Below are 18,172 nucleotides of genomic sequence, written 5' to 3'. Positions count from 1 at the left end.
TTTCTCACCGCTCGACCCGCGTTTTCGGTCGGCTGATCCGTAATGCCATCCGGAGACGCGTGCGCTGCGAATGCCTCGTGTGTGAGAGGGGACGGTGTGGATGCCTCGGGTGAGGGGACGGCTCGCGTGCGGCCGGAGAGAGGGGGACCGAGTGGAGGCGGACGAGCTGCTGCTGCTCGTGGCAGGCGGTGACCAGAACGCGTTCGAGCAGCTGTACGGCCTGGTGTCCGGGCCCGTGTTCGGGCTCGTGCGGCGCGTGGTGCGCGACCCGGCCCAGTCCGAGGAGGTGACCCAGGAGGTGCTGCTCGAACTCTGGCGTTCGGCCGCCCGGTTCGACCCCGGCCGGGGCAGCGCGCTCTCCTGGATCCTCACCCTCGCCCACCGCCGCGCGGTCGACCGGGTCCGCAGCGCCCGCGCGGCCGGCGAACGCGAGCAGCGCGAGGCCCAGCGCGCCCACCATCCCGCCTTCGACCAGGTCTCCGAGGAGGTGGAGGCCGGCCTGGAACGCGAGTGGGTGCGCCGCTGCCTGGACCGGCTCACCGCCCTGCAACGCCAGTCGGTCACCCTCGCCTACTACGAGGGCTACACCTACCGTGAGGTGGCCGAGCGGCTCTCCCTGCCGCTGGGCACGGTCAAGACCCGGATGCGCGACGGACTGACCCGGCTGCGCGAGTGCCTGGGAGGCGCGGCATGAGCCTGCTCGACCGACTGCTGCGCCGCGAGGACCCCCACTCGCTCACCGCGCCCTACGCGCTCGACGCGCTGGATCCTCCGGAGCGGATCCGCTTCGAGAAGCACCTGAGCAGCTGCGACCGCTGCGCCGCCGAGGTGCGGGCGCTGTCCGAGGACGCCGTCCGGCTCGCCTGGTCGACGGCCGCCCCGCCGCCCGCCGCCCTGCGTGACCGGGTGCTGGCCGCCGTACGGACGACACCGCAGGAACCGGCACCGGCCCGTGGGCACACCCCCACGCTGCCGCCCCACGTGTGGGGCGTCCAGCCGCCGCCGGCGCGCTCCCGTACGCGCCGGCCGCGCCCGCTGTTCGTGCCGTTCGCCACGGCGACGGCCGCCGCGGCCCTCGTCGTCGCCTCGCTGTTCGCCGTCCAGGCGAACCGCACGCAGGACCAGCTGAACGCCGAACGCGCCCAGGCGCGTGAGATCGCCCACGTTCTCGCGGCTCCGGACGCGCGCGCGAGCAGCGGCCGGGACGGCCGGGGCGGCACACTCGGAGTGATCGCTTCCGCATCGGAGGGGCGTGCGGTCGTCACCCTCGGCGGCCACGACGGCCTGCCGGACGACCGTGTGCATCAACTCTGGCTGATGCGCCCCGGCGCGCAACCGCGCTCCCTGGGCCTCTTCGAGGGCGACACGCCCTTGGTCGCCGCCGGCCTCGACAAGTCGGCGACATCACTCGCCGTGACCGTGGAACCCGACGGGGGATCGCCGCAGCCCACCAGCCAGCCCATTGTCCAACTCGCCCTGAATTCGCTTGGATTCGGAGGGTAATCGGTCGGACATCGTCAACCCCCTTATGGGGAAGGTGAATCCTGTGACCGCGATACACGCGTGCCTAACCGGGGCGATAGGGTTAACCTGCCCGGGCCGGGTGGACTCGTACGGGTGGGGAGTGACATGGAACAGATAACAGTGCGCAGCAGGGCCAGGGTCCCTGCGATCACCTGCGGGAGCAGCGCGAGCAGTTCGCGCCTCGACCGCCATCTGTCGATCCTGGCGGGACCGGCCGTCCCGCAGCGGGAGACGGTCGAGGCGACCTCACTGATGCGTGAACTCACGGCGCGTGACAGCACGCGCGACCGCAGCGGCAGGGGCGCGCGCGTGCGCCGCGTCTCGCTGTTCGCACCGCTGCGCCGACTGCGCCGTTCGCTGTTCGGCGGCGAGTAGGGCCCGCGACCGGGCGGCCGAACCGCCCCGGCGCTGCGCTGCGACACCGCCGTCCGTCATTCCCGCGGCACGCAGCGACGCCCGGTGCGCTCCCGGTCGCGGCACATCTCTCCCCTCCGCACCGCCACCCCGCCCGGCGGTGACGGAGGCGGGCCCCGCCCGCCCGTCGGCCTGTTGCTGCTGTTCCGCTTCGCGGCCACCTGAGTCGGCATCCTGCTCGGCCTCACGTCGCCAACGAGCAGGTCGTCGCCGAACGCACCCGCTCCGTGCCCTGGTCGGCGGAGCAGGAGCAGGCGGTGCGCGGCGCCTGCATGATGAGCCGGGTCATGACCGGCGACTATCCGCACCTGGCCGCCCTCTTCGCGCGGGGCGTCGCACCGCCGGACGACCCGGAAAGAGCGTTCGACCGGATGATGACGAGGCTGCTGGACTCCTTCACGCCCAGGGAGTAGGCCGCTTGCCGAGGGCGGCCTGGGTTGAAGGCCGGCGGCTAGATCAGCGCGAGTTGCCCCTCCGGCCCCTCCTCGGTGCCGTTCAGCACCGAAGCCGGCCTGCGGGCCCCGTCCGCAACCGGGAGCACGCCCGCCTTCCGCAGCTCCGCCGCCGTGACCGGGTCCGGCACCGTCAACTCCTCCTGCCGCGGGCGCAGTTCGGCGAGCAGGGCCAGGACGGTGATCAGCTCCAGCAGCTCCGACGTCCAGGTCTGCGGCCAGGTCGCCGGGCCGATCGCCGCCAGTGTTCCCGGTTCGGCCCGCGCCGTGCGGGCCGTGAACCACTGTTCCAGGACGCGGACCCCGGCCACCTCGAAGTCCCAGGCCTCCGGCGGCACCGGCGAGATCCGGCCCTCGTCCAGGAACAGGGACTCCTCGTCGCGGTCGTAGCGCACGGTCAGGGGCCGGGAGGGCAGCGGCGCGCGGACGTACGGGCGGCGGCCGCCCGGCAGTTTGGGGCGCTCGCCGTCACGGCGCATCAGCCACAGCATCCGGTGGCCCACCTCCACGCCCCGCGCCCACGCGGCGGCGTCCCCGGTGAGCGGGACGGTGAGGCCGGGGCGGGCCGTCGCCGTGACCCAGGCCAGCACGTCCAGCGGGCTGGGCTCGGTGCCGAGCCGGGAGCCCAGGTGCTCCAGCAGGCCCGGCGCGAGGTTCGGTTCCGTGCCGCCCGGTCGCCGGTACAGCGGGCGGACCCGGCCGGGGCGGAGCAGCGGCAGCAGGGAGGTCGCCAGCAGCGCGAGGCCGGGGGCGTCGGTCTCCACGGCGAAGACCTGCCGCTCGTCCGCCACCCGCCACAGCTCCGGGCGGGCCGCGTCGATGAGGCGGTGGTCGGGGATCAGCCACTGCTCGTCGAAGGGGGCGTGCAGCACGCGCACCGGCTCCGGGCAGGGGCCCGAGGCGCGGACCAGCTTCTCCGTGCCGGTGGCCTGGCCCGGCAGCTGACCGACCGCCGAGTGCGGTGTGCGCGAGCGCGTCGGCTGGAACAGCGCCTCGCGGTCCGGCCCCTCGGCCTTCACCAGCGCGTCCCAACGGGCCTTCAGGGACGCCGCGTCGGGGGCCGTCGGCCAGCCCCGGCCGAGCCGCGGCGGTGCGACGGACCACGGCATGAGGTCCGCCAGCGGCGGAGCGTCGTCGTGCGTCACGCTGGGCATCGTACGGCCTGCCGGAGACAGGGGTGTCAGGTGGCGTCCAGGGTCACGGTGAAGGAGAAGCGGTCGCCCCGGTAGTGGATGACGGCCACGTCCAGGGGCCGCCCGCCGGCGTCGTACGTGATGCCGGTGTAGTGCAGGATCGGGCTGAGCAGCGGGACGTCGAGCAGCCGCGCCGTCTCCGGGTCGGCCAGGCGCGCCTCCACCGTGTCCGTGATGCGGCTGATGTCCGCCCCGACGACGTCCCGCAGCACCTTGGTCATCGGCCAGCGGACCAGGTCGTCCAGGTCGATGCGGGCGGCGAGTTCGGAGCGGACGTAGTTGCGGGCGTGGTTGGTCGGCTCACCCGTCTTCTCGTCGCTGCGCAGCCGGTGGTACGTCGCCACCTCGGCCAGGTCCGGGAAGAACTCGGCGAGTTCGGCGGGCACGGGGGCGCTGCCGTGCTCCAGCAGCCGCGTCGTCATGCCGGACTGCTGGGCCACGATGGCGTCCACCGAGCCCAGCAGGCGCACCGGGGCGCCCCTGCGGGCGTCGGGCTCGATGAACGTGCCGCGCCGGCGGTGACGGCTGATCAGCCCCTCGTCCTCCAGCTCCTTCAGCGCCTGCCGCATGGTCAGCACGCTCACCCCGTAGTGCCCGGCCAGCTGTTCCTCGGTGGGCAGGCGCAGCGGGTCCTGGGGCGAGCGGCCGAGGATCGAGGCGCGCAGCGACTGCGACACCTGGTACCAGAGCGGCAGCTTGCGGTTCAGGACGATCGAGTCCGGGGCGAAGGAGGTCACGGCTGATATCCGTACCGGTCGGAACCGTTCAGTGCAACGTGCCGTCCGACGGGCGGAAGTGCCGCTCCAGGCCCCGCCACACATCGTCGTACCGCTGCTGCAGATGCTCCGCCCGCGCCGCCTGCGGGGTGAGGGTGACCGGCCAGCGGGTCTCGAACATGAACGCCAGCCCGTCGTCGATCTTCTGCGGCCGCAGCTCTGCGGTGCTCGCCCGGTCGAACGTCTCCCGGTCCGGCCCGTGCGCCGACATCATGTTGTGCAGCGAGCCGCCGCCCGGCACGAAACCCTCCGCCTTGGCGTCGTACGCGCCCTCGATCAGGCCCATGTACTCGCTCATCACGTTCCGGTGGAAGTACGGCGGCCGGAAGGTGTCCTCGCCCACCAGCCAGCGCGGCGCGAAGACGACGAAGTCGACGGCGGCCAGCCCCGGGGTGTCGGAGGGCGAGGTGAGGACCGTGAAGATCGACGGGTCGGGGTGGTCGTACGAGATCGTCCCGATGACGTTGAAGCGGCGCAGGTCGTAGACGTACGGCACATGGTTGCCGTGCCAGGCGACCACGTCGAGCGGTGAGTGGTCGTACGTGGCCGTCCAGAGGTTGCCGCAGAACTTGTTGACCACCTCCACCGGGCCGTCGACGTCCTCGTACGCGGCGACCGGTGCCCGGAAGTCCCGGGCGTTGGCGAGCCCGTTGGCGCCGATCGGGCCGAGGTCGGGGAGGCGGAAGGGGGCGCCGTAGTTCTCGCACACATAGCCGCGGGCAGTGTCCTCCAAAAGCTCCACACGGAAGCGGACCCCACGAGGGATGAGCGCGATATGGCCCGGCTCCACATGCAGCATCCCGAACTCGGTGCGCAGCAGCAGTCCGCCGCGCTCCGGGACGATCAGCAGTTCGCCGTCGGCGTCGCTGAAGACACGGTCCATCGAGGCGTTGGCGTGGTAGAGGTGCACGGCCATGCCGCTGCGCTGCGTCACGTCGCCGTTGCCGCCGAGGGTCCACAGGCCCTTGAGGAAGTCGGTCCCCGGCTCGGGTGCGGGCAGCGGATTCCAGCGCAGCCGGTTGGGGTCGGGCACCGTCTGCGTGAAGGGCGCGGTGCGGATCGCGCCGTTGCCGGTGCGGGTGAACGCCGGGTGCGCGGCCGACGGGCGGATCCGGTAGAGCCAGGAGCGGCGGTTGTGCGCCCGCGGCTCGGTGAACGCCGTACCGCTCAGCTGCTCCGCGTACAGCCCGAGCGGAGCGCGCTGCGGCGCGTTGCGGCCCTCGGGCAAGGCGCCCGGGACGGCCTCGGAGCTGTGCTCGTTGCCGAAGCCGGAGAGATAGGTCAGGCCCTCGGCGGTCTTCCGCGCGTCCCCGCTCATGATCGCTGCTCCCTCGCAGTTCTGATTCCTATGGGACACCGTAGGATTGCGTTTTCGTCGGCGCAAGAGGGCCGGGCGCGGATGAGTGGAACGCGCACGCGATTCCGTACGGGGGGTGGAGGTTCACCGGACCTTCCCGGAAAGGCATGATGATGCCCGTGCCCCACGCGACATCGCTCCGCCGTGCGCCCGTGCAGCGGCGCAGTGCCGAACGGCTGACCAGGATCCTCGACGCCTGCGCCGACCTGCTCGACGAGGTCGGCTACGACGCGCTGAGCACCCGCGCCGTCGCCCAGCGTGCCGGCGTCCCCATCGGCTCCGTCTACCGCTTCTTCGGCAACAAGCGGCAGATGGCCGACGCCCTGGCCCAGCGCAACCTGGAGCGGTACTCCGAGCGCGTCACCGAGCGCCTCGGCGCGACCGGCGACGGGGGCTGGCGCGCGGCCCTGGACGCCGTGCTCGACGAGTACCTGGACATGAAGCGCACCGCGCCCGGCTTCTCGCTCGTCGACTTCGGCAACCAGATCCCGGTCGGCTCCCGCCACGAGCCGAACCACCGCGTCGCCGACCGACTGACGGATCTGCTCTCCGGGTACCTCGCCCGCCAGGTGGACGAGGAGCTGCGCCGTACCTTCCTCGTCGCCGTGGAGACCGCCGACACCCTGGTCCACCTGGCCTTCCGGGTGGCGCCGGAGGGCGACGAGAAGATCATCGAAGAGATGCGGCAGATGTTGCGGGCCTATCTGGCGCGGGTGCTGGACTGACGCTGCCCGGCGTGGCGCCGGGGAGTTTCCGGCCCCGTCCACGCACGGCCCTCCCCGGCATGCATACCGGTCGGTATGCTCGACGGAGTCCGCGCCCCATCGGCGCCGCCACCGTCCGGGAGGTCCCGTGTCCCGCACCGCCCTGCGTGTCTGTCCCCTGTGCGAGGCCACCTGTGGCCTGACCCTGACCATCGACGGAACCCGCGTCACCCACGCCCGCGGCGACCGCGACGACGTGTTCAGCAAGGGCTTCGTCTGCCCCAAGGGCGCCGCCTTCGGGGCCGTCGACTCCGACCCCGACCGGCTGCGCGGCCCGCTCGTGCGCAAGGACGGAGAGCTGCGCGAGGCCGGCTGGGAGGAGGCCTTCGACGCCGTCGCGGCCGGCCTCCGCCCCGTCGTCGAGCGGTACGGCCCGCACTCCGTCGGTGTCGTCCTCGGCAACCCCAACGTCCACACCGTCGCGGGCGCCCTCTACCCGCCCTTGCTCGTCGCCGGGCTCGGCACGCGCAGCCTCTTCACCGCCTCCACGGTCGACCAGATGCCCAAGCACGTCTCCAGCGGACTGCTCTACGGCGACGCCCTCGCGATCCCCGTCCCCGACCTCGACCGCACCGACCATCTGCTCCTCATCGGCGCCAACCCGCTGGAGTCCAACGGCAGTCTGTGCACCGCCCCCGACTTCCCGGGCCGGCTCAAGGCGCTGAAGGCCCGCGGCGGCACCCTCACCGTCATCGACCCGCGCCGCACCCGCACCGCCCGGCTCGCCGACCGGCACATCGCGATCCGGCCCGGCACGGACGCCCTGCTGCTCGCGGCGATGGCGTACGTGCTGTTCGACGAGGGCCTCGTGGACCTCGGCGCGTCGGCCCCGCACGTCCAGGGCGTCGACGAACTCGCCGGCGCGCTGCGGGACTTCACCCCCGAGGCCGTCGCCGCGGCCTGCGACGTGGACGCCTCGGTGACCCGTACGCTCGCCCGCGAGCTCGCCGCCGCCCCCACCGCCGCCGTCTACGGCCGCATCGGCAGCTGCACCGTCCCGCACGGCACCCTCGCCAGCTGGCTCGTCGACGTGCTGAACATCCTCACCGGAAACCTCGACCGCCCCGGCGGCGCCCTCTTCCCGCAGGCCGCCACCGACAGGTCCCCGCGTCCGGCCGGTCCCGGCCGCGGTTTCGCGCTCGGCCGCTGGCACTCACGGGTGAGCCGACACCCGGAGGCCAAGGGCGAGTTGCCGCTCGCCGCCCTCGCCGAGGAGATCGACACCGCCACCGACGAGGGCGAGCCGATCCGCGCCCTCGTCGCCGTCGCGGCCAACCCGGTGCTGTCCGCACCCGACGGCGACCGCCTCGACAAGGCGCTCGCCTCCCTCGACTTCATGGTCAGCGTCGACCCGTACCTCAACGAGACCTCGCGCCACGCCCACGTCGTCCTGCCGCCGCCCCCGCCCGCGCAGAGCCCGCACCACGACTTCGCCTTCAACGCCCTCGCGGTGCGCAACCAGGTCCGCTACAGCCGCCCCGCCGTTCCGCTGGAGCCCGGCCGCATGGCCGAGACCGAGATCCTGGCGCGGCTCGTCCTCGCCGCGACGGGCATGCACGGCGCCGATCCGGCCGCCGTCGACCGACTGGTCATCGACCAGACCCTCGGCAAGGCGGTGCAGGAGCCGCACTCCCCGGTGCACGGCCACGACCCCCGGGAGCTCGCCGCACGGCTCACCGGTGACACCGGACCCGAACGGCGGCTGGACATGATGCTGCGCCTCGGCCCCTACGGCGACGGCTTCGGCGTACGACCGGACGGGCTCACCCTGGAGAAGCTGCTCGCGCACCCGCACGGCATCGACCTCGGGCCGCTCCGGCCCCGACTGCCGCAACCGCTCAAAACCAGGAGCGGCAAGGTGGAACTGCTGCCGCAGCCCATCGCCGACGACCTGCCGAGGCTGCGGGACGCGCTGCGGCAGCTCCCCGCCGGGCTCGTCCTGGTCGGCCGCCGGCACCTGCGGTCCAACAACAGCTGGATGCACAACGTGCCCGCCCTCACCGGCGGCTCGAACCGCTGCACCGTGCACATCCACCCCGCGGATGCCGAGCGGCTCGGGGTGCGCGACGGGGAGCCGGTGCGGCTCAAGGGCGCCGGGGGAGAGGTCACCGCCCCCGCCGAGGTCACGGACGGTGTACGGCCGGGCGTGGTGAGCCTGCCGCACGGCTGGGGCCACGACCGGCCCGGCACCCGGCTCAGCCATGCCGCCACCGACCCCGGCGTCAACGTCAACCAGCTCCTCGACGGCCGCCTGCTCGACCCGCTGTCGGGCAACGCGGTCCTCAACGGTGTGCCCGTCGAGGTCGCCCCAGCGGCCGAAAAGCTCACCCCGCTGACCTGAGCAAAGCTGTGACCAGCAGTTTTGCGCTTATTGCTCGCACGTCAACGTCTTGTTAACGCCGCTTGAAGCGACCTAACGTCTCGGACACCGCCGGCCCTGGTGGGATGTTCAAGGGCGAACGTTAGGTATCCACTCATGCTGACCCTCCTCGGCTTCGCCATGATCGCGACCTTCCTGGTCCTGATCATGATGAAGAAGATGTCGCCGATCGCGGCGCTCGTGCTGATTCCCGCGCTGTTCTGCGTGTTCGTCGGCCAGGGCGCCAAGCTCGGCGACTACGTCATCGACGGCGTGACCAGCCTCGCCCCCACCGCGGCGATGCTCATGTTCGCGATCGTCTACTTCGGCGTGATGATCGACGTCGGTCTCTTCGACCCGGTCGTCCGCGGGATCCTCAGGTTCTGCAAAGCCGACCCGATGCGGATCGTCGTCGGCACTGCCGTGCTCGCCGCGATCGTCTCGCTCGACGGCGACGGATCCACCACCTTCATGATCACCGTCTCGGCGATGTACCCGCTGTACAAGCGCCTCAAGATGAGCCTGGTCGTGATGACCGGTGTCGCCGCCATGGCCAACGGCGTGATGAACACCCTTCCGTGGGGCGGCCCCACCGCCCGCGCCGCCACCGCGCTGAAGCTGGACGCCAGCGACATCTTCGTCCCGATGATCCCCGCCCTCGGCGTGGGCCTGCTCTTCGTCTTCGGCCTGTCCTACGTGCTCGGTCTGCGCGAGCGGCGGCGGCTGGGCGTGCTGACGCTGGACGAGGTGCTGGAGGAGGAGAAGGAGGCGGAGCAGGAGTCCGAGACGGTCCTGGTGGGCGCCGGCGGCTCCGGCGACGGCAAGGTCTCCATGCGCAAGGGCGTCCCCACGGGCGGCGCGGGCTCCGGCACCGACGCAGACGAGGCGGACGGCGGGCCCGAGGAGGGCATGCAGGTTCTCGACCCGAACCGCCCCACGCTGCGCCCCAAGCTGTACTGGTTCAACGCGCTGCTCACGGTCGCCCTGCTCACCGCCATGATCATGGAGTGGCTGCCGATCCCGGTGCTGTTCCTGCTCGGCGCCGCGCTAGCGCTCACCGTCAACTTCCCGCACATGCCGGACCAGAAAGCCCGCATCGGTGCGCACGCCGAGAACGTCCTCAACGTCTCCGGCATGGTCTTCGCCGCAGCCGTCTTCACGGGTGTGCTCCAGGGCACCGGCATGGTGGACCACATGGCCAAGTGGGTCGTCGGCAACATCCCCGACGGCATGGGCCCGCACATGGCGCTCATGACCGGCCTGCTGAGCATCCCGTTCACGTACTTCATGTCCAACGACGGTTTCTACTTCGGCATCCTCCCGGTCCTCGCCGAGGCGGGCCACGCGCACGGCGTCTCGTCCCTGGAGATCGCCCGCGCCTCGCTCATCGGCCAGCCGCTGCACATGTCCAGCCCGCTCGTCCCGGCCGTGTACGTCCTGGTCGGCATGGCCAAGGTCGAGTTCGGCGACCACACCAGGTTCGTGGTGAAGTGGGCCGTGCTCACCTCGCTCGTGGTACTCGGCGCCGGGATCCTGTTCGGCATCATCTGATCACTCGCAGGAGGTCGTTCCCCATGGGGCCCGGTGGGAACCGCGGTTGGCTGCTCCGCCTCGTCATCGCCTTCAGCTTCGCGCAGGGGGCGGTGTCGATGGCCCGGCCCGCCGTCTCCTACCGGGCCCTGGCGCTGGGCGCGGACGAGCGGGCCGTCGGCGTCATCGCGGGCGTGTACGCGCTGCTGCCGCTGTTCGCCGCCGTGCCGCTGGGCCGCCGCACCGACCAGGGCCGCTGCGCGCCGCTGCTGCCCGTCGGTGTGGTGCTGATATCCGGCGGCTGCGTGCTGAGCGGCGTCGCCGGCTCCCTGTGGGCGATGGCGGTCTGGAGCGGTGTGATGGGCCTCGGCCACCTCTGCTTCGTCATCGGCGCCCAGTCGCTGGTCGCCCGCCAGTCCGCGCCACACGAACAGGACCGCAACTTCGGCCACTTCACCATCGGCGCCTCCCTCGGCCAGCTGGCCGGGCCCGTCGCGGCGGGCGCGCTGATCGGCGGCCGTGACATGGCGGGCACCAGCGCGCTCGCCCTGCTGGTCGCGGGCGCGGGCGCGGCGGTGGCCCTCACCTCGCTGTGGCGCATCGAGCACCGCCGTACGGCGTCCACGTCCCCCGCGGCGTCGGGCGACCGCGTCCCCGTGCACCGCATCCTGCGCGCCCGGGGCGTACCCGCGGGCATCCTCATCAGCCTCTCCGTGCTCTCCGCGACCGACATCCTCACCGCGTACCTGCCGGTGGTCGGCGAGCGCCGGGGCATCGCTCCGTCGGTCATCGGGCTCCTGCTCAGCCTGCGGGCGGCGGCCACCATCGCCTGCCGCCTGGTCCTCACGCCCCTGCTGCGGCTGCTCGGCCGCACCCTGCTGCTCACCGTGACCTGTGTGCTGGCGGCCCTGCTCTGCGCGGGCATCGCGTTCCCGGTGCCGGTGTGGGCGCTGGCCCTGATCCTCGCCGTGCTGGGCTTCTGCCTCGGCGTGGGCCAGCCGCTGTCCATGACGACGGTCGTGCAGGCCGCCCCCGACGGCGCCCGCTCCACGGCCCTGGCCCTGCGCCTGACCGGCAACCGCCTCGGCCAGGTCACCGCGCCCGCCGCGGCGGGTCTGGTCGCCGGAGTCGCGGGCGTCGCGGCGCCGTTCGTGATGCTCGGCGTCCTGTTGCTGCTGTCGGCGGCGACGGGCCTGCGCGCAGGGGGTTCCTCGGCCGAGCCCGCGGCGGACAGGGAGCCGTCCCCGAAGCCGCGAGCCGGCGCCGGTCACTGAGCCGGGACCACGGCCCCGCCGGGTCAGGGGCCGTCGTCCTACGCCGGAGCGCTGGAACGGGGCATGCACAGGGCCCAGATGATGAAGCCGTGGATGACGATCAGCACGACGGCCCACACCGGGGCGTGCGGCAGCCACACGAAGTTGGCCACCATGCCGAGGCCGGCCAGGACGATGCCGACGACGCGGGCCCACAGCGCACCCGTGAACAGCGCGAAACCGGCCAGGGCCACCACGATGCCGAGGATCAGGTGGATCCAGCCCCAGCCGGTGAGGCTGAACTGGTAGGTGAAGTTCGGCGTGGCCACGAACACGTCGTCCTTGGCGAGGGCGGAGATGCCCTGGAAGACCGCCATGATCCCACCGAAGATCATCAAGGTCGCGGCGGCGGCGGTCCAACCCGTGGCCCAGGGGCTCTTCGCTTCCCACGGGGTGGTGGCGCGGCGAGTGGTGTGGCCCGTTTCGGTCGCGTGACCGGTCATACGGCGCTCCTTCGCTGCAATGGTCGCATCGTCGTGTCGGCGGTCCTGGCGCGACCTCCGACCCTGCACCGAGGCTCGCACCGCACCGGCGACTCGGCATCTCGAGCGACCGCCGCGTTCACCCACCCGGTTGCGCAGGCGATGACCCGACCCTTGTGACGACCATAGGAACATGACGGAGCGGACCAACTTGAGCGAACCGGACGCCGGGGCGTCGCCCGGCTCGGTCCGCACCCCGTACACGGGCGCGGTCTACGGCTCGCTGGTGGCCGCCTCCGTGGTCGCCGGAGCCAGCGCGGCCGGGCCGTACGCGCGTCTGGAGCTGGTGCTGCTCCTGCTGTGCACCGGAGTCGTCTTCTGGGCCGCGCACGCCTACGCCACGCTCGTCGGCGACCTGCTCCCGCACCGGCCGTTGACGTGGTCCGGGGTCGGCCGGGTGTGCGCGCACGAGTGGCCGATCGTGCAGGCGGCCGTGGCCCCGGCCGCCGCCGTCGCGATCAGTCCGGTGCTCGGTCTGGGCGTCGAGGGCGCGGCCTGGCTGGCGCTCGGCGTCGCCGTCGTCCAGCAGGTCGCCTGGGCGACCGCCGCGGTGCTCAGGGCCGGCGCGTCCCGCCGCGCGGTGGTGTCGGCCGCTGCGGTCAACCTGGCGCTCGGCCTGGTGATCGTCGCGGCCAAGGTGGCGGTCCAGGACTGATGCCGGACGACTGGCGTCCGGTGTCGGCGTCCGACGACTGGAGTCCGGCGTTCGCGCCCGGCGGCGTGTGGTGCCCCGTGGGCCTGCGCACCGGGCGCGTGGGGGTGTGCCGGTGCGCACCCGGGTCGGGGGCTGGGCACCTGCCGACGTGCTGGTGGTGTTGGGACGTTGCGGGGCGCCTGCCGGCGTGTTGTCGGCTGGGGGCTGGATGCCGCGTGGGTGGGGGTGTGCTGGTGCGCGCCCGGGCCTGGGCTGGGCACGTGCCGACGTGCTGGGGGTGCACACCGGGCGCGCGTGGGGGTGCCGGTGTCGCCCGAGTCGGCCACCGGGCGTCATGTCGGCGTGCCGGTGCGCACCCGGGCCTGGAGACTGGGCGCATGCCGAGGCGCGCCGAGGACCGCCCGCGCAGGGCCGCCGGAGTGGTCGCGTCCGCGTGGGAGGCCTGCCGCGCCCGCCGCCGCTGCCGCGTCTGCGGCGGACGCGCCCGTCGCCGTCGGCGGCGGCCCGAGACGTAAGGAGTGGCCGTGCTGCCGGGATTCCTGACCAGGGCGATCGATATGCTGCTCGGCCGGGAAGGCCGCTCGTTGCATCTGAAGGCCGTGGGCGCCGCGACGGTCGTGCTCGGGGTGACGGCCCTGGTCGGCTCCCAGGCCGTGGTGGTCGCCGAGCACGGCGCGCCGCACGCGAATCTGACGACGTACCCCAGAGCGCTGTGGTGGTCGGTCGAGACGGCGACCACCGTCGGCTACGGCGACTTCTACCCGGTGACGCTGTGGGGCCGGATCATCGGCGCGGTGGTGATGGTCGTCGGCATCACCACGTACGGCATCGTCACCGCCGCTCTCGCGACCTGGTTCGTCGGCCGGGAGGACAGACGGCGCCGGCACCTGGCCCGCACTGCCGAACAGGCGGCGCACCGGCTCGGCGACGAGACCGTCCACGCGCTGCACGAACGCTTCGACCGCCTGGAGCGGCTGCTCGCCGCGAACAGCGGTCCCCAGGGCGGGCCGGACCGACCGGCTCCGCCTGGCCGAGTGGACCGCTCCGGCCCTGAATGATGTCGTCCGCTTTCTCACCTGCTGGACCTGAGAGCCCGATCCCGCCGCATCTCTTCCCCCGGCCGCACACAGTCCGTTAACTTCCGTGACCCACAGCCCCGTACGACCCGCACGGGACATCGGACCGCGGAGCACCAGCGCCCTAGTGAGCCCCCGGGGGCACCCTCATGACACGCGCCATCTCCCTGCACGACGTGAGCAAGTCCTACGCGCGAGGCGTCCGCGTGGTGGACCGGCTGTCGCTGGACATCGCGCCGGGCGAGTTCCTCGTCCTGCTCGGTCCCTCCGGCTGCGGCAAGTCCACCGTGCTGCGGATGATCGCAGGCCTGGAGGAGATCGACGAGGGCGACCTGCTGCTCGACGGCGAGTACGCCAACGACTGGCCGCCGTCCGCCCGGGACATGGCGATGGTCTTCCAGAACTTCGCCCTCTACCCGAGCATGACCAGCCGCGACAACATCGGCTTCCCATTGCGGATCGAGGCCCCGGGTGCCGACCCGCGGCCCCGCGTGGACGCCACCGCCCGGATGCTCGGCATCGAGGACCTCCTGGACCGCTATCCCGCCCAGCTCTCCGGCGGCGAACGCCAGCGCGTCGCCATGGGCCGGGCGATCGCCCGCCATCCCTCCGCCTTCCTGATGGACGAGCCGCTGTCCAACCTCGACGCCAAGCTCCGCAACCACCTCCGGGCCGAAATCGCCGGGCTGACCAGGGAGTTGGGTGTCACCACGGTCTACGTGACCCACGACCAGGCCGAGGCCATGTCGCTCGGCGACCGTGTCGCCGTGCTGCGCGGCGGCGTGCTCCAGCAGGTCGGCAGCCCGCGCGAGGTGTACGCGCTGCCGCGCAACGTCTTCGTCGCCGCCTTCATCGGCACCCCGCGCATCAACCTGCTGCGCGGCCTGGTCCGCGCCCCGCTCGACGGTGCGATGACCATCAGCCTCGGCAAGCAGTTCCTGCGGCTGCCCGAACCGCTCTCGCTCGACCACCGGTTGCTGCGCGTCCAGCAGGGCCGCGAGGTCATCGTCGGACTGCGCTCCGAGGCCGTCCGCATCGCGAAGCACTCCGCCGCCCGCCCCGGCGAGGTGCCCCTCACCGGCCTGGTGGAGCACGTCGAGTTCCAGGGCCACGAGATCCTCGTCCACTTCAACACCGGCTCCAGCCCCGCCGTCGTCCCCGAACTGGAGGCGCCGCGGCCCCGCCCCGGCCGCCAGGCCCGGCGCCGCCGCCGCGAGGGCACGGTCCTGAGCCGGCTGCGGGAACGAGCGGGCGCCCTGCGCGCCGGGCCGGTCGTGGTCCTCGACCAGCCGGCGGACGCCGACCCCGGCCCCACGTCCACCGAGCCGCGTCTGCCCGGCGACCTCATCGTCCGCACCACCCCGGACCTCGACCTGCGGCACGGCATGCAGGTGCCGCTCCTCGTCGACCTCGCCCACCTCTTCGTCTTCGACCAGCACGGCGAGCGCATCTGCCCGAACCCGGCGCGGCTGCCCGACCTGGAGGAGTGAGCAGCGGCACAACCGGCCCGTGCGGTGCCTGTGCTGTGATGGCCGGGACGGTCCGGCGCAGCGCTCTGGCGCACTAAAACTAACGCCGCTAGTTTATGTGTCGGACGACGCCGCAGCCCGCCCCGGAGGAAGCACGATGAAGGCACACGACGGCATGTACATCGACGGCGCCTGGCGCCCCGCCGCCGGCCAGGACGTGATCGAGGTCGTGAACCCGGCCGACGAGCAGGTCATCGCCACGGTCCCGGCGGGCACGGCCGAGGACGTCGACGCCGCCGTACGCGCCGCCCGGGCCGCCCTCCCGGCCTGGGCTGCGACCCCGCCCGCCGAGCGGGCCGCACGCCTGGCCGCCCTGCGCGACGTGCTGGCGTCCCGCGCGGAGGAGATCGCCGAGACCGTGACCGCCGAACTCGGCTCGCCCCTGAAGTTCTCCCAGGCCGTCCACGCGGGCGTGCCCGTCGCGGTGGCCGGCTCCTACGCCGAGCTCGCGGCGACGTACGCCTTCGAGGAGAAGGTCGGCAACTCGACCGTCCTGCACGAGCCGATCGGCGTGGTCGCCGCGATCACGCCCTGGAACTACCCCCTCCACCAGATCGTCGCCAAGGTCGCCCCCGCGCTGGCCGCCGGCTGCACGGTCGTCGTCAAGCCCGCCGAGGACACCCCGCTGGTCGCCCGCCTCTTCGCCGAGGCGGTGCACGAGGCCGGCGTCCCGGCGGGCGTGTTCAACCTGGTCACCGGCCTGGGCCCGGTCGCTGGCCAGGCGCTCGCCGAGCACCCGGACGTCGACCTGGTCTCCTTCACCGGCTCCACCGCCGTCGGCCGCCGCATCGGCGCGATCGCCGCGGGCGCGGTCAAGAAGGTCGCCCTCGAACTGGGCGGCAAGTCCGCCAACGTCATCCTGCCGAGCGCCGACCTCGCCAAGGCGGTCAACGTCGGCGTCGCCAACGTGATGTCCAACTCCGGCCAGACGTGCAGCGCCTGGACCCGGATGCTGGTCCACCGCGACCGGTACGAGGAGGCGGTGGAGCTGGCCGCGGCCGCCGCGGCGAAGTACGGCGACCGGATCGGCCCCGTCGTCAACGCCGAGCAGCAGGCCCGCGTACGCGGCTACATCGACAAGGGGCTCGCCGAGGGCGCCCGCCTGGTCGCGGGCGGCCCCGAGGCCCCGCGTGAGAAGGGCTACTACGTCAGCCCGACCGTCTTCGCCGACGTCACGCCCGACATGACCATCGCCCAGGAGGAGATCTTCGGCCCGGTCCTGTCGATCCTGCGCTACGAGGACGAGGAGGACGCCCTGCGCATCGCCAACGGTACGGTCTACGGCCTCGCCGGCGCGGTCTGGGCCGGTGACGAGGCCGAGGCGGTGGCCTTCGCCCGCCGCATGGAGACCGGGCAGGTGGACATCAACGGCGGCCGCTTCAACCCCCTCGCCCCGTTCGGCGGCTACAAGCAGTCGGGCGTCGGCCGGGAGCTCGGCGCGCACGGGCTGTCCGAGTACCTCCAGACCAAGTCCCTCCAGTTCTAAGGGAGTTCGTTTCTGTCATGGCTGTCCGCGCCGCCGTCCTGCCCGCCATCGGCTCCCCACTGGAGATCACCGGCATCGAGCTGCCCGACCCCGGCCCCGGCCAGGTCCGCGTCCGGCTCGCCGCCGCCGGGGTCTGCCACTCCGACCTGTCCCTGTCCAACGGCACCATGCGGGTACCGGTCCCCGCCGTCCTCGGCCACGAGGGCGCCGGCACGGTCCTCGCCGTCGGTGAGGGCGTCACCCACGTCGCGCCCGGCGACGGTGTCGTCCTCAACTGGGCCCCGTCCTGCGGCAGCTGTTCCGCCTGCGCCCGCGGCGAGGTCTGGCTGTGCGCCAACGCCCTGAACGGCGCGGCCGCCGTCCACGCCCGCCGCGCCGACGACGGCACCGACCTCCACCCCGGCCTCAACGTCGCCGCCTTCGCCGAGGAGACGGTGGTCTCCGCCTCTTGCGTCCTGCCCCTCCCGGACGGCATCCCGCTCGCCGACGCCGCCCTCCTCGGCTGCGCCGTCCTGACCGGCTACGGAGCCGTCCACCACTCGGCCGCCGTCCGCCCCGGCGAGACGGTGGCGGTGTTCGGCGCCGGGGGAGTCGGTCTGGCCGCGCTCCAGGCGGCCCGTATCGCGGGCGCGTCGACGATCGTGGCGGTCGACGTCTCCCCGCAGAAGGAGGAACTCGCCCGGGCCGCCGGAGCCACCGACTACCTCGTCGCCTCCGAGCAGACTCCCCGCGAGATCCGTGCCCTGACCGGCAAGGAGGGCGCCGACGTCGCCGTCGAGTGCGTCGGGCGCGCGAGCACCATCCGCGCCGCCTGGGACTCCACCCGGCGCGGCGGCCGGACCACGGTCGTCGGCATCGGCGGCAAGGACCAGCAGGTCACCTTCCACGCTCTGGAGATCTTCCACTGGGGCAGGACCCTGTCCGGCTGCGTGTACGGCAACACCGACCCCGCACGGGACCTCCCCGTGCTCGCCGGGCACGTCCGCGCGGGCCGCCTGGACCTGGCCGCCCTGGTGACGGAGCGGATCGCCCTGGACGGCATCCCGGCCGCCTTCGACACCATGCTGGCGGGCACGGGCGGACGCGCACTGGTCGTCTTCTAGCCCGTCGGCAGCCACGCCCGGCCCCCTGCGGGCGGCCGGGACACCGGCATGCCCCCGCCCCCGTTGTGTGCCAAGTACAGGCAAAACTGCCCGTGCATGACCCGTTGACGGCCATACCGTCCGGTCAGTACGTTCCCGGAACGCGAGCCACCCCCCGGT

General features: G+C 73.0%; 17 protein-coding genes. 13 read left to right on the top strand and 4 right to left on the bottom strand.

Going from position 1 to position 18,172, the window contains the following annotated elements:
• The first annotated feature begins 100 nt into the window (after positions 1–100).
• The 4 genes from ACFPZJ_RS28905 (at position 101) to ACFPZJ_RS28890 (ending at position 2,351) form a co-directional block, all read left to right on the top strand.
• Positions 101–694, top strand: a complete 594-nt coding sequence (locus ACFPZJ_RS28905; RefSeq protein ID WP_381027508.1) for a sigma-70 family RNA polymerase sigma factor — start codon at positions 101–103, stop codon at positions 692–694.
• Positions 691–1,503: an anti-sigma factor gene (locus tag ACFPZJ_RS28900; protein ID WP_381027505.1), complete on the top strand. Its 813-nt coding sequence runs from the start codon at positions 691–693 to the stop codon at positions 1,501–1,503. Before ACFPZJ_RS28905 ends, ACFPZJ_RS28900 begins: the two co-directional genes overlap by 4 nt.
• A 126-nt stretch (positions 1,504–1,629) precedes the next feature.
• Complete coding sequence (locus ACFPZJ_RS28895) at positions 1,630–1,899, top strand: hypothetical protein (protein WP_381027502.1); 270 nt, start codon at positions 1,630–1,632, stop codon at positions 1,897–1,899.
• Positions 1,900–2,225: 326 nt separating this feature from the next.
• On the top strand, positions 2,226–2,351 hold the full coding sequence (locus ACFPZJ_RS28890; protein WP_381027500.1) for a hypothetical protein: 126 nt from the start codon (positions 2,226–2,228) through the stop codon (positions 2,349–2,351).
• 38 nt (positions 2,352–2,389) lie between these two features.
• On the opposite strand, the gene ACFPZJ_RS28885 is transcribed toward ACFPZJ_RS28890, so the two are convergent.
• The 3 genes from ACFPZJ_RS28885 to hmgA are packed head-to-tail and all read right to left on the bottom strand — an operon-like array spanning position 2,390 to position 5,677.
• Positions 2,390–3,544, bottom strand: a complete 1,155-nt coding sequence (locus ACFPZJ_RS28885; RefSeq protein ID WP_381027498.1) for a type ISP restriction/modification enzyme — start codon at positions 3,542–3,544, stop codon at positions 2,390–2,392.
• Positions 3,545–3,570: 26 nt separating this feature from the next.
• Positions 3,571–4,320, bottom strand: a complete 750-nt coding sequence (locus ACFPZJ_RS28880) for a GntR family transcriptional regulator (protein WP_381027495.1) — start codon at positions 4,318–4,320, stop codon at positions 3,571–3,573.
• A 28-nt stretch (positions 4,321–4,348) separates the two neighbouring features.
• Positions 4,349–5,677: a homogentisate 1,2-dioxygenase gene (gene hmgA, locus ACFPZJ_RS28875; RefSeq protein ID WP_381027493.1), complete on the bottom strand. Its 1,329-nt coding sequence runs from the start codon at positions 5,675–5,677 to the stop codon at positions 4,349–4,351.
• 149 nt (positions 5,678–5,826) lie between these two features.
• Between hmgA and ACFPZJ_RS28870 the strand changes: the two genes are divergently transcribed.
• From ACFPZJ_RS28870 to ACFPZJ_RS28855, 4 genes are all read left to right on the top strand, one after another.
• Entirely contained in the window at positions 5,827–6,441 is a 615-nt protein-coding gene (locus tag ACFPZJ_RS28870) for a TetR/AcrR family transcriptional regulator (RefSeq protein ID WP_381027707.1), read from the top strand.
• A 127-nt stretch (positions 6,442–6,568) separates the two neighbouring features.
• On the top strand, positions 6,569–8,821 hold the full coding sequence (locus ACFPZJ_RS28865) for a molybdopterin oxidoreductase family protein (RefSeq protein WP_381027490.1): 2,253 nt from the start codon (positions 6,569–6,571) through the stop codon (positions 8,819–8,821).
• A 99-nt stretch (positions 8,822–8,920) separates the two neighbouring features.
• On the top strand, positions 8,921–10,390 hold the full coding sequence (locus ACFPZJ_RS28860) for a CitMHS family transporter (RefSeq protein WP_381027488.1): 1,470 nt from the start codon (positions 8,921–8,923) through the stop codon (positions 10,388–10,390).
• 23 nt (positions 10,391–10,413) lie between these two features.
• Complete coding sequence (locus ACFPZJ_RS28855) at positions 10,414–11,643, top strand: MFS transporter (RefSeq protein WP_381027485.1); 1,230 nt, start codon at positions 10,414–10,416, stop codon at positions 11,641–11,643.
• A gap of 38 nt (positions 11,644–11,681) precedes the next feature.
• Here the strand turns inward: ACFPZJ_RS28855 and ACFPZJ_RS28850 are convergent, their stop codons facing one another.
• The gene (locus ACFPZJ_RS28850; RefSeq protein WP_381027482.1) at positions 11,682–12,125 is read right to left on the bottom strand and encodes a DUF7144 family membrane protein; all 444 of its coding nucleotides are present in this window, start codon (positions 12,123–12,125) and stop codon (positions 11,682–11,684) included.
• 172 nt (positions 12,126–12,297) lie between these two features.
• On the opposite strand from ACFPZJ_RS28850, the gene ACFPZJ_RS28845 reads away from it, so the two are divergent.
• The 5 genes from ACFPZJ_RS28845 (at position 12,298) to ACFPZJ_RS28825 (ending at position 18,013) form a co-directional block, all read left to right on the top strand.
• Positions 12,298–12,819 carry a hypothetical protein gene (locus tag ACFPZJ_RS28845; RefSeq protein WP_381027480.1) on the top strand — a complete coding sequence of 174 codons (522 nt, stop codon included), beginning with the start codon at positions 12,298–12,300 and terminating at the stop codon, positions 12,817–12,819.
• 524 nt (positions 12,820–13,343) lie between these two features.
• Positions 13,344–13,877 (top strand): potassium channel family protein, encoded by a 534-nt coding sequence (locus ACFPZJ_RS28840; protein ID WP_381027477.1) that lies wholly within the window; start codon positions 13,344–13,346, stop codon positions 13,875–13,877.
• Positions 13,878–14,044: 167 nt separating this feature from the next.
• Positions 14,045–15,385, top strand: coding sequence for an ABC transporter ATP-binding protein (locus tag ACFPZJ_RS28835; RefSeq protein ID WP_381027474.1), 1,341 nt, complete (start codon positions 14,045–14,047; stop codon positions 15,383–15,385).
• Positions 15,386–15,521: 136 nt separating this feature from the next.
• Positions 15,522–16,910 carry an aldehyde dehydrogenase family protein gene (locus tag ACFPZJ_RS28830; protein ID WP_381027471.1) on the top strand — a complete coding sequence of 463 codons (1,389 nt, stop codon included), beginning with the start codon at positions 15,522–15,524 and terminating at the stop codon, positions 16,908–16,910.
• A 17-nt stretch (positions 16,911–16,927) separates the two neighbouring features.
• A complete protein-coding gene (locus ACFPZJ_RS28825; protein WP_381027468.1) occupies positions 16,928–18,013 on the top strand; it encodes a Zn-dependent alcohol dehydrogenase in 1,086 nt (361 codons plus the stop codon).
• Positions 18,014–18,172 lie beyond the last annotated feature (159 nt).

Origin of the sequence: Streptomyces bullii (assembly GCF_042657145.1) — a bacterium.
GTDB classification, from domain to species: domain Bacteria; phylum Actinomycetota; class Actinomycetes; order Streptomycetales; family Streptomycetaceae; genus Streptomyces; species Streptomyces bullii.
Note: the sequence above shows the minus strand (reverse complement) of the source record. Positions and strands in the feature narration are given on the sequence as shown.